This window comes from Lysinibacillus sp. FSL R5-0849, assembly GCF_038595075.1.
Taxonomy (GTDB): domain Bacteria; phylum Bacillota; class Bacilli; order Bacillales_A; family Planococcaceae; genus Lysinibacillus; species Lysinibacillus fusiformis.
Genome location: NZ_CP152004.1, coordinates 1324130 through 1336738, shown reverse-complemented (window position 1 = coordinate 1336738; position 12609 = coordinate 1324130). Strand labels below are relative to the sequence as shown.

Below are 12609 nucleotides of genomic sequence, written 5' to 3'. Positions count from 1 at the left end.
CACCTCATGAAAATCGTACTGAACCTACGTTACACGAATGTGACAATTTTAAAAAAATAAAAAGGATTGAGTTCAGTATCAAACTCAATCCTGACATACGCCTATTTAAAACTTACTCTTATTTTGTACCACTCGCTCCAAATCCAGAAGTTCCACGAACCGTTTGAGATAATTCATTGACTTCCAGTAGTTGAATAGTAGGGACAAATTGAATCACCATTTGGGCAATTCGCATAGATTTTTCTACTAAGAACGTATCTTGACCATGATTAATTAAAATAACACCGATTTCCCCTCTATAGCCTTCATCGATTGTTCCTGGGCTATTGAGCACTGTAATACTATGTTTTAAGGCTAGTCCACTTCTTGGTCGAATTTGTGCTTCCGTTCCTTTAGGTAATTCAATTTGAATGCCTGTTTTAATTAATTTAGTCCCACCAGCGGGTATCTCTACAGTTTCAATGGAATAGAGATCCATCCCAGCATCACCGGGATTAGCTTGCATTGGTAGCATTGCATCTGCATGCATTCTTTTAATTTTTACTTCTACGTTCATTGTTCTTCATCCTAACGATTAAAATTAAATGTGTCATCTGTAATTGGCGCTACTTTTGCTTTGGCATAGGTAGCCCCCTTTTGTGAAAAGAAATCATATGTGGAGCCCTCATTACGAATTCCATTCATGACGATTGGATTCACTTCTTCTTCTGGGAACATGGCTTCAAAGCCGACATTCATTAAGGCCTTATTAGCATTATAACGCACATAGGCTTTTACCTCAGGCGATAATCCTGTCTCCGCATAAATATCCTCGGTATATTTCATTTCATTTTGATATAAATCCAGCAATAATTCATAACCCCATAATTGTAAGGATTCTTGTTTTTCTTTAGAAAATTGCTTATATAGATTTTGAGCAAAAAACCCTACCGCTACGCCATGAATGGACTCGTCGCGCAAAATGAGAGAAATAATTTCAGCACTGTTTCTTAAAAAACCTTGTCCACCTAAGTATAATGGGTAGAAAAATCCAGAATAGAAAAGGAAAGATTCAAGCATAACGGATGAAAACATCGCTTTCCATAAGCTCTCAGAGTCCCCTTCTTCTATACTATTATAAATATCCGCAATCTTATTTGCCTTATATTGTAAATATTCATTTTTCTTTACCCATTCAAAGAGCTCGTCTATCTCCTCGTTTGTACAAAGCGTTGTAAATATATAAGAATATGATTTAGCATGTATTGCCTCAAATGCATCAAAAACGGTTAATACAGCCTTTTCCTGTAAATCGTCTGTATAAGCAGCAACACGATTCATCCCTATATTCGTCTGAACGGTATCAAGCAAAGTTAGTCCTGCAAACACTTTTTTATATGTGTCCTGATGCTCAAAACTTTTCCACTGTTTAATATCTTTACTCACAGCAATTTCTTCAGGAAACCAAATTTGCTTCCATTGCTGGTCCCAGAAAATTTGGGCAAGTTCACTTGTTGCCTTATTCCAGTTGACTGCCTCATACACTATATTTGACATGCTACACACTCCTCTAAGCTTTGTAATCGTTGACGAACATAGTAAACGGACTTAATCCCTTTAACCCATGCATAAATGTATACTTTAGCTAGTTGTTCTGTTGTCCAATTGTCAGTGACATAAAGAGTCATTGAAATACCTTGGTCAACGTGTTTTTGAGAAGCTGCGTATAAATCAATTAAATCATAAGGATCAACATCATAGGCCTCTACATATAAATGACTGTTTTCGTTTGTTAAATGTGGCATTGGATAAATCGTGCGACTATCTGCATAATCACGGACCTCTACACGCTCTGTACAAGGAGAGATGGATGCCGTACAGCTACGAATATACGAAATACTGCCGGTTGGTGCTATCGCTAAACGATAGGAATGAAATAGACCATATTCCATAACATCTTCCTTTAATAATTCCCACATTTTATTAGTGATAATTGGAATGTTGCCAAGTGCTTTTAACACAGCAGATGATAGCTCTTCTTCATTCTTATTTACATATTGATCAAAATAGCTACCGGAAGCATAATCGCTATCTTCAAATCGGTAGAACGTTTCTGCTTTTTCTTTAGCCATTTCCATCGATGATTTAAGAGAATAATAGTTCATTGCTTCCATAAAACGGTCCATGAAATCAATAGAATCTTTCGAGCCATACATAATGCCCTCCGTAACAAGATGTCCATGGAGATTCATACAACCTAGCCCTACTGAGTGCATTAATCGATTCGCTTTTGCCACCGATGGGACATTTTTGATGTATGTCATTTGTGACACATTTGTTAATAAGTGCATAGCTGTATCGATTAATGTTTCAAAATCATTTACTTTACTCGCTGCATGAATATCAATTGACCCTAAATTACACGACACATCTAACCCATATTCGTTTGGTTGATCTTGATCTGTAATGACACTAGTTTCTTGAACTTGCAAGATTTCAGTACATAGGTTTGACATTTTTACACGACCGATATTTTTTAGTGGATGTACTTCATTGACATTATCATCAAAAATTTCAAAAGGATAACCTGATTCAAATTGAGCTTTTTTCACCTCAGTATAGAGTCTACGCGCATTCAAACGTTTAATTTTACGGATTTTAGGATTATCAAGTAGTTCATAGTACATTTCTGAAATTGAAATTTCCGACATTCGTTTACCATATACTTTAAAAATATCATATGGACTAAATAACACTATATCTTTATCACGTTTCATCAGATCGAAGAAAATACTTGGAATAATAATTCCTGTTGATAGTGTTGCGAGGCGAATTTTATCATCAGCATTTGGTTTTTTTGATGAAATGAAATTCTCTATATCTGCATGGAAGATATTTAGGTAAACAACTCCTGAGCCATTTCGTTGACCGAGCTGATTAGAATAACTAAAAGAGTTTTCTAATAATTTTGCAACTGGTATAACACCACTTGCACGGTTTAGTATTTCTTTAATTGGATCACCTAAAGGACGTAAATCCGTTAAGTTGACCCCGACCCCTCCGCCTAGGCGTGATAGCTCTAAACAATAGCCAATATTTTCAGCAATACTATTCATAGAGTCATCCATTGATAATTTAAAGCAGCTTACTAATTCACCACGGGCTTTTTTCCCACTATTTAATGCTGTAGGTGTTGCTGGCTGATAGGCTTCCATCATTGCTTCAACAGAACGTTTTGCTAGCACAGTATTCCCTTGTGCTAAGTACAGGGCAATAATGACAATACGGTCCTCATATTTTTCTAAGATTTCTTCACCATCACGACTTTTCATAGCATAGCTGTCATAAAATTTGCTTGCACTCATAAATGATGGGAAGCGGAAATTATAATCATATGCTTTTTTGTACAGCATCTTTATAAAATCCATCTCGTACATGTCGATAAAATCTTTCTCGTAGTAACCCTCATCCACTAAATAGCGGATTTTTTCCTCTATATCTATAAAATAACGTAAACGTACGTTGACATATTCTAAAAAGTAGCGGCGAGTAGCCTCACGGTCCTTTTCTAGCTCTAGTAGTCCCGTTGTACTATAACGATTCAGTACGTCATTATTAAGCTTTAAATAAGTTTTCATCCCATTACCCTCGTTTCATAAAACATTTGTATTGCTTCATAATCTGTTTGATTGCCACGCAAATCTAACTTCCTCACTAAGGGTACATGATAGGTAGTAGCAATTTTTTCCCCAGCAGCGCCAAAGACATGATGTCCGAAGTTACTATTGCCACTAGCAACTACTCCTTTACAAAAATCTCTATTTTTCTCTAAAAAACGTTGCACTTTTGCCGGAATGTCACCTAAGCCATCTGTATATGTAATTAAAAGATAAGGCTTATTCAAGCTTAATTCCTCAGAGAGTTCAATAGATTCTGCCCTTAATTTAGATACTACATTACGGACATTTCCTGTACGACTAGCGTAAACGATCATAGTGTAATCATCTCAATACGAGAAACAATTTCCTGAACCTCACCTATAAATGTTTCATCTACCTCTAAAACAGGCACACTTAAAAAACCTGCATCTATAATTGTTTTTTTCGCTTGTTCATCGTGATCAATATTAACAATTTCAGCTTCAAGTCCTGCTCGTTGTAATTCGGATTTTACCCAAAGGCATTTTGGACAGATTGTTTTTGTATAAAGTTTCATAGTAATCCCTCTTTTCATAAAATAAAAAAGCTACCTCTTCTAGAGAGATAGCTTAAATGGAAACGTTAACATACTAAAAATACGGACGTTCCCATCTCTTAATCCCCGAAGAAATGATAAATTTGTTTTATATAGGCAGGTCTCCTGGCTTTGCTTCAATCTCTGATTTCCTTCCCATGCGAATGCACACAGTGGTTACAATCATCGTCAGCTTCACAGTTGCGGGGACAGCGTCGGAATAGTACCGAACTTCCCTATTAAACTACATATAGTAGTACCTACACAAAACGAACACAATATATTGTTTTTCGATAGTTTTAAGTGTACCATCCTTTATATAAAAAGTAAATCGAGAAATAAAAGTTCATCAATTTGAGACTAATCATATTTTCTGACATAACCTTGTAGAACGAACTAAAACATAATCATATAAAATATAACCATGTAGCGATAGCATTATTTTATTAAAAAATAGGAACAAAAATAATAGTCGCTTATTTACCTAAAAACGTAGCCACCCTAGTAATTTTATACATAAAAAAGGCATCTTCCTTTACAGTAAAGATGCAATTATGTCTAAAACTATGAGTATGATGTAAATCTCGCATCCTACTCTATACATCCTATCTTCGTAGATTTTTTATTGTACTAGTCTAAAGTAGGACTCCTCTCTTACGATGATGACACATTTTAGTAGTCGTCATAACATTACGAAGACTACTAAAATGTGCTCAACATACAGGTGAGAGGCAACCAACGGTTCTACACTTTTCAGCTAATTTACAATGAATATGTACCTTTTCTAGTTATTCTATATTTATTTATAGTATAACATATCCAAGTTCATTCTCCGCCAGCTTGACTAGTCATATTCAAAATAGCTGATGAATTTTATATGACTCATCAGCTAACCATAAATTTAAAATCTTTCTATTGTTATATCCATGTTTATGCTTGAAGCAGCCTTAAAGCCTTCCGCAGCTGCAATCATTAAAGAAGAGGGACCACCCTTTTCCGTTTCACCAGCAATATATATTCCAGCCGCAGTTGTTCGTCCAGCACCATCAGTCATAATTGTTCCGTTTTCATCAACTTGACAATTTAGCTGTTTAGCAAATTTATTGGGACGATAAAAACTTGGCACAACAAAACCACCCGCTCTTAAAATATTGTCACCTGTTTCTAATTCAACACTAGATAAGTTACCATCATCCCCATGTAAATCTTTAATAGTATTTGTATACGCCTTAATTTTCTTTTGTTCAAAATCATTTTGAATCTTCTTGGAAAGTTGATGACCATTCGTAAAAACAATTAAATCCTGTGACCAATTAAAAACCAATTTCGTCATATGACTAATATGCTCCTCGTTTTCTGCAATGATAGCCAATGGCTTGTCTCGCAGCTCCCAACCATCGCAATATGGACAGCTAAACAAACTTTTACCATAATATTGTCTGATTTGCGGGAGTGGAAATTCCTCTTGTATTCCAGTAGCTAACAGTATTTTTTCAGTTACATAAGTTTTATTTTCCGAAGTATTGACTAGAAATAAACCAGTTATATCATCTTTAATTATTTCTATGACGGTTTGATCCATCATTGTTATAGAAGGATAAGATTCTATATCTTTACTTGCGAGATTCTTAAATTCTTGTGGCTTTATCCCATCTCTTGTTAAAAAACCATGTGACTCCTGAGTTACACGATTCCGATTTGTTCCATTATCAACTAGTGCAACCTTTCTGCGCGCTCTTCCTAATGTTAAGGCAGCACTTAACCCAGCAGGGCCTCCACCTATAATCATACAATCGTATTGATTCATCATTATTTCCCTCCATATCACAATATATTACAGACCTTTAATATCTGTAATTAAGACAAAAGACATCGCTAATTATATGTATGATATCTTTTTCATTCCATTTGTTAAGCCAATTATATATGAGTCATTGATCTCAATAAAAAAAGATACAGTTTAGCTGGTTGGGTCTAATCACTCTATTAAGGACTTAACATATCTATAATATCTATTTAGTTTTTTCTCGTCAAATTTTTCGTTTTCATGCCTAAAATACCGACTAAGCACCGTTAGTTGAAGTACATCTATTCACTTTATAAAGGTAATTCTTTTTATCTATTTTATGAAAATGAACCCACTCTCCATTTTTCATAGATATTGATAAGATGAGAAAAGTAAAAGCCACTCCAAATGGGTTTGGAATGGCATACTGATCTTCATGAATATGATCCATGCAGTTTAAATTAACAAGCCACTAAATGATTGACATATGCCTAACATTCTTACTGCAAGTAGTTATTACTTAAATTCAATTTCCTCAGCAGAAGCCCCTTTTGTATACGTTATAGTCGCTCCAGCAGGTAAATTACGAATTTCTTTTACATTTTTTCCTTCGATAATAATTTCACCAATTTCCGTACCTTTAAAATCAATAATCGCATTTCCTTTTTTAGGACTGATTGTTACAGTTTTGTCTGCAAATCCTTCACCATGGAATTCGGCATATTGACTAAATACTGAAATTCCATTTTTAATATTAGTATTTTTTCCTAACGTTAATGAAATGCTTGGACGATTCATTATTAATTTACCAGTCTTATAGTTATTAAAGCTATATACATTTTCAGGTACTATTGGTGTTGGTATTTCTTCTTTTCCTGCTTTCAAATCAATTTGAACTAATACAGGGTCATGATCCGATGCTCTCCCCTGCGCTTCTGTAAAGTTCGCATTAATATGAATCAAGTCTATAGCCGTAACGTTAGCAAGATTATTCGAAACTAAAATATGATCCAACACTTGATTGTTCCCTTGGAAGAAGTACGTAAAACGATCAGTCTCTGGGGCTTTATCCACCATATTCGTTAAAACATCACCTTTTAATGTTTCAAGTGCTGGTGTGAATTCAAAGTCATTCATGTCCCCTGCTACAATGATATTTATATCCGGATTGATGGCAAGACCTTCATCGATAAAATCATTGATGGCTTGAGCAAGCTGAAGACGTTTTGTTACTGATTCTAACACTGGCGGCTGAGTTGGTCCCCAAAGTGAACCATCGCCTCCTTTAGAATTTAAGTGCGCTCCTATAATGACTACATGCTCTTCCTGGAATTTGAATTCCGCCGCAATTGGTTTACGTGTATCTGCAAATTTAGTTGGATCAACAAAGCCTGGATTTAAAGCAAGGCTTCCATCTGCTGTCCACCCATTCGCTTGGTCACCCGCTCCCTTTGTACCAGTCACTAAAGAAACACGTGTCGGATTATATAAGTAGCCTACACGAATATTACCACCAGGCGCACCGCCTACTGTATTATTAATAGGCATTACGTCAATCCAATCATAAGCAGGGCCACCCGCAGCTTTAATTGCATTAATTAATCGCATATAGCTTTCAGATGCATCAGCATTTCCTGAATCAATTTGTCCATCATTATCTTGTACTTCGACTAATGTAATAATATCTGGTGACTTCATATTTTTCACAAATGTCGCTGCAATTCTGTCTACTTTTTCATTAGATGTATTGGCAGGATTATTCGAAAAGTTTTCAATATTATAGGAAGCGACATTTAACTTGTCCGCCACTGGTTCAAGATGCGTCACTTCTTGCTGAAGATTTGCCTTTGTCACATCAGGGAAGACTTTATTCGTGTTCAGTCGATAGCCATCTGTAAAGTTTTCTACAAATCCGATAAGTGGATCATTAAAACGATCACCCGAATCATAATTTTTTCCTGCTACCCCTTCAAGCATAATTTTTTCTGGATTATAATCGTCGGCTGCAATATTTAAACCGCCATTCACATTAAATGTATTATTTGTTGTGCTCGGTACAACAATTGGTGAATCATTATTATAAATTGGTCCAATCACTCTCGCATCAGGGAATGATACTCGCATATATTCAATAGATTCCCAAAAATCAATACCATCTTCTTGTGGATCAAAAATAGCAAAGCCATCATTATCAATAATTTTATTTGGTGGGGATAGGTCCTCTCCTATAACAAGTACTTTTGGAACTTCTGCTGCACCTGTTTTTGTGATATTCGTTGCTGAAATTTGCGTATCTCTTAATCGAGAGTTTCCACCCACCTCAGTTACATTCCCTGATACTTTAATAACATCCCCTACAGCTACATTATGTCCCGACTTACTTACCTTGATCGCTGTTGATTTTACGCCATCGAATGTCGAATCGCCCTCTTGCATAATGAAGCTACTTGAATTAATAACGAATGTTACAATTCCTTCTACATCACTTACTGTTAAATCGACATATGGTGATATATGACTTGGCCCTTGAATATCGCTAATTGTGGCATTTTCAGTATCAATAATCTCATAAACAAATGTAGCAATCGCACTATTCGTTAAACCTTCTTTTACTGCAATCGCTTTAATCGTCAACGGTTTATTAACAAGAATTTCCCCTGTATATTTTGTACTAGCTGTAGTTGGTGCTGAGCCGTCCACTGTATAATAAATCGTTGCATCTTCTGTCATGGTAGAAAGTGTAACGTTTGTACCCGCTGTTACCCCACCAACGTGAGAAGCTTTAATATCCTGAACCTTTGTTACATCTTCAATAATGCGAATCGGGAGTAGTTGATGATTTGTATATTGACCAACAATACCGGTAATTTCCCCATACGTTTTTCCACTTACTAAACCTGAGTCACGTGTTTTATCGTAAATAGCAAATGTGCCTACATCATCAGTTCCGGTAAAATTTTGACCTGAACCAGTAATGGCTACATTTTTAATCGTTACTAATTTCGATTCATTGTCTTCTGCAACCTCAATACTTTTAATAATGTTTGCCCCTGGTAGTGTAGAAAGAATAGGCATGCCAACAAGTGAAATATTTGTTAATTGCTTTAGTCCGCTATATTCAGCAACTTGACCTTGCACCGTCACCAAATCGCCGACATTTGCAGTAAGACTATCTACAGGGTAAATGGCAATCGCCGCACCCTCTTCATCTTGAATGTGAGCAGTAGCAGTTTCTAATTTTGCTGTTACAATACCCGATACGATTACTACTTGTCCTATTTCTTTATTACGTGCTTCCGTAATTGAAATAGTGGCTGGCGCATCTTTAACTGTAAAATGAAAGGATTTAATTTCGCTATTGTTTAAGCCAGTTGCTGTAGCAAATGCTTTGATCGTCATTGCTGCATTTACAACAATGCCGGCTGCTGCATCATAAACCTCACTAGCTGTTGACGGTTCAGAACCATCTATCGTGTAATAGATTGTTGCGTTTGGTGTATCTGTAGACAATGTTACTTTTGACCCTGCAAAAACTTCACCCGTTGCTGGATAAGCTTTAACATTCGCTACTTGTGTAGGCTCGTAGTTCCCTATTAATTGGAAGCTTTCCGCGCTTAAGGTTTTTAATTGATAGGTCCCGTTAAAAATGGAAGCAATCCCTGTCACTGTAATTACATCATTGTTATTGAACCCATCTGCTACAAATTGAGAGAATTGATAGCCTGTACGGTTATCATGGCGAATTACTAGCTCGTTATTTTCTGCATCAACGGCTTTAAACTCAAATGTTCCATTCGTACCAGATGACGCTAAATCTTTAATCTTCACATTTTCAAGTGTAATTAATGTACCTTGTAAGCTATCTTCAAGTGGTAGATTCACTATTTGCGGTGCGGGTGCTGTCCCTGTAAAAATACGTTCAATTGTCGGTGAATTAAATTGAACTTCTCCACTATATAAACTCGTTTTCCCTGTGATTTTGACAATATCTCCAACAGCTAAGTTCCCTGCTTCTGTAGAACTAGAGAAAACATAAACCCCTGCAGACTCATCCTGTACATAGAAGGCCTTGCCTCCCCAGCTACCAGGTTTTGTCGTAACGGTCCCTTGAATTTGAAATGTTTGGTCTTTTCCAACAGCTGCACGAGCTTCGGCAATTGTTCCTTCAGTGACTGAAGGATTAGCTGGCTCAGTCTGTTCTGTTGGATCAAGTCCAACAAAGTCAATTGAAGTGGCTTCTGTCGTTTCCGCCTTTACAACTGTTAAGGAAGGCAAAATCATAGATATTATAAGTAAAAATGATAAAGCTATTTTAGAAACGAAATTAAATTCATATTTCTTCATTCGTTAAGCTCCTTATGATTTTTTATCGTTCATCCTTTTCTCTATTTTGCAAAGGAATTTACTTGAAAGTTATTATTCAATTACTGTGTGTCCTTCTACAGTTAATCCATCTAAACTGATGTTTACATTTGGTGCATCAATGATTAAATCTCCTGAAATCGTACCCGTACTACCAGCTGGCATGAAAGTATATCTCCCTTTAGCTGTTGGAGCTGTTATCGTTACATTTCCATTCAAGGTATAACCATTCAAATCAAACATTACTAAATCTGTTAACGTTATATCTATAGTCACTGGAGCCATTAACTTAATTAAATCTCCTGCTTTTGCTTGTTTTAATGCTTGTTTTAATTCTTCAGCATTCTTGACATTAAATTCATTTACTTTTTCTGGTGGAATAACTGGATCGGGTGCTACATTTCCTCCGCCATTGTTTGGAACCCCAGTGCTTGGCGAAGAACCTCCAATAACGGCCTTAATTTGGGAAGCAACTGCTGCATAGTTCGTCATAATCTTTGTTACAGTTGAACCCGCTGGAATCGACAACGTATTGATCAGTAAACCTGAACCGATTGTAATTCGAGCATCGGCGTTTAGAACCGATAAATAATTAACTACACCACCAACATTCAACGCTAATTCCACGGCCGTTGAAAGCAATAGTCGTTCAAAATTTATATTTCCAGTCATTTTCAGTTTTGCCGTAGATTCTATTGTTACCTTCTTTACAGCTCCCTCAATATTTATAGCAGAAATAGTAGCTGTAATAATGATTTCTGGAATAACCGAGTTCGACATAATTGAGATATTATTGCGTTTGACATGGACTTTTCCTGTTTGCGAATTTTTGATTGTCAATACAGGTGTAGTGTGACTTGCATTTTTATTTTCTAATGAAGCTTTTGCTCCATCTATGGCTTCTGTTATTATATCGCCAGTAATTGTAGCACCATCAAATGCCACTTTTGCTTTAACATTTGAGCTAATAATTGCATTTCCTGTAATCGATACATTTTTAACTATCACAGCATCTGCGTTAATCGTTATGGAATCGAGCGTTGCATTTGTCTTGAATACAACTTCCTTCGCTGCTGAACCTGCCTTATTTAAAACAACATTATTTACTTTTGTTATAACACCATTTTTAATAGTTGCTGTAATTTCTGCCCCCGTAAGTGCAGTCTTATTTTCAGTAGTAAAGATTGATTTTACCGAATCATCAAAATAATACGTCTTTCCATTAATAGTAATTTCACTCGCCGCATATTCTTCAACTTTAAACGTTACACTTTTTGAAGGTTGGAAAATCGGATGACCAACAGCTTCTGAACGAGTAATAAATGCAGCCATTTGCCCTCGTGTTACATTTGAAGAACCATCAAATAATGTAGTTGTTTTACCAGTCGTTACGTTGTTTTCATATAAAGCAGCGATTGCTTCCTTGTAATCAGCGCGCACATCTGTGAATGGTAATGAATTTGTATTCGAAGCTTTTAAATGGAAGGCGTTCGCTAAAATTTTTGCTACATGGTTACGCTCAATATAATCGCCCTGACGGAATGTTCCATCTTCATAGCCATCAATAATCCCCTCTTGCTTTAAAGCAGCAATAGCTCCAAAGTATTGATGAGTAGTGGGAATATCTTTAAAGTTGGGATTGCTAACATTCAATGTATCCAGTTCTAATACACTTGCAATAATTTTAGCAGCTTGTCCACGTGTTAAGTTTTGTTCAGGTTTAAATGTGCCATCTTGGAACCCATTAATAATGCCCCGATCATTTAAATTTTTAATGTCGTCATAAAATGGATGCGTTCGATGTACATCCTTGAAGCTACTTGCTTCTGATGCAATCGGTGCTACAACTACTACGGCTGAAGCCGTTAAAGCCATTGCTGTTATTGCTTTTAAATACTTCGATTTCTTCGATTTCCTCCATTTACTCATACTTAGAGTAATACCTCCCCATCCCTATTTAATAAGGAAAATTTTAAATCCAATTAACATTACCAAAATATTGGTTAACATAATAATTTTAACAGAAAAATAATAAAAACATTCTAATTTATTATTAATATTCTAAATACTATGTAAAATAATCCATACTAAACTTTTACAATATGAATAAGAGCAGTAATAACAGTGCTTTTTTCCCGTAACGTTTCATTCAACTATTTCGGCTTATATAACTATGAACAAAAGCGTAAATGTGCCCCCTAGTTCCCACAAACATTAAATGGTTGTAACCAAGACATAGGCTCACTTTC

At 35.9% G+C, this 12609-nt stretch carries 8 protein-coding genes and 1 riboswitch; all 8 genes read right to left on the bottom strand.

Annotation, left to right across the window (positions count from 1 at the left end):
* Window positions 1-118: 118 nt before the first annotated feature.
* Window positions 119-556, bottom strand: a complete 438-nt coding sequence (gene dut / locus MKY80_RS06310; RefSeq protein WP_171365233.1) for a dUTP diphosphatase — start codon at window positions 554-556, stop codon at window positions 119-121.
* 11 nt (window positions 557-567) lie between these two features.
* Entirely contained in the window at window positions 568-1536 is a 969-nt protein-coding gene (gene nrdF / locus MKY80_RS06305) for a class 1b ribonucleoside-diphosphate reductase subunit beta (protein WP_008174439.1), read from the bottom strand.
* On the bottom strand, window positions 1524-3617 hold the full coding sequence (gene nrdE, locus MKY80_RS06300; protein ID WP_008174442.1) for a class 1b ribonucleoside-diphosphate reductase subunit alpha: 2094 nt from the start codon (window positions 3615-3617) through the stop codon (window positions 1524-1526). The genes nrdF and nrdE overlap by 13 nt, the downstream gene beginning before the upstream one ends.
* Window positions 3614-3973 carry a class Ib ribonucleoside-diphosphate reductase assembly flavoprotein NrdI gene (gene nrdI / locus MKY80_RS06295; RefSeq protein ID WP_025114201.1) on the bottom strand — a complete coding sequence of 120 codons (360 nt, stop codon included), beginning with the start codon at window positions 3971-3973 and terminating at the stop codon, window positions 3614-3616. The genes nrdE and nrdI overlap by 4 nt, the downstream gene beginning before the upstream one ends.
* Complete coding sequence (locus MKY80_RS06290) at window positions 3970-4194, bottom strand: glutaredoxin (protein WP_107921750.1); 225 nt, start codon at window positions 4192-4194, stop codon at window positions 3970-3972. The genes nrdI and MKY80_RS06290 overlap by 4 nt, the downstream gene beginning before the upstream one ends.
* A 116-nt stretch (window positions 4195-4310) precedes the next feature.
* Window positions 4311-4491: riboswitch (cobalamin riboswitch) on the bottom strand.
* Between the two features lie 622 nt (window positions 4492-5113).
* Entirely contained in the window at window positions 5114-6019 is a 906-nt protein-coding gene (locus tag MKY80_RS06285; RefSeq protein WP_139150928.1) for an NAD(P)/FAD-dependent oxidoreductase, read from the bottom strand.
* Between the two features lie 495 nt (window positions 6020-6514).
* Entirely contained in the window at window positions 6515-10342 is a 3828-nt protein-coding gene (locus MKY80_RS06280; RefSeq protein WP_342532363.1) for a chitobiase/beta-hexosaminidase C-terminal domain-containing protein, read from the bottom strand.
* 72 nt (window positions 10343-10414) lie between these two features.
* Window positions 10415-12289: an S-layer homology domain-containing protein gene (locus tag MKY80_RS06275; RefSeq protein WP_342532362.1), complete on the bottom strand. Its 1875-nt coding sequence runs from the start codon at window positions 12287-12289 to the stop codon at window positions 10415-10417.
* Between the last annotated feature and the right edge of the window lie 320 nt (window positions 12290-12609).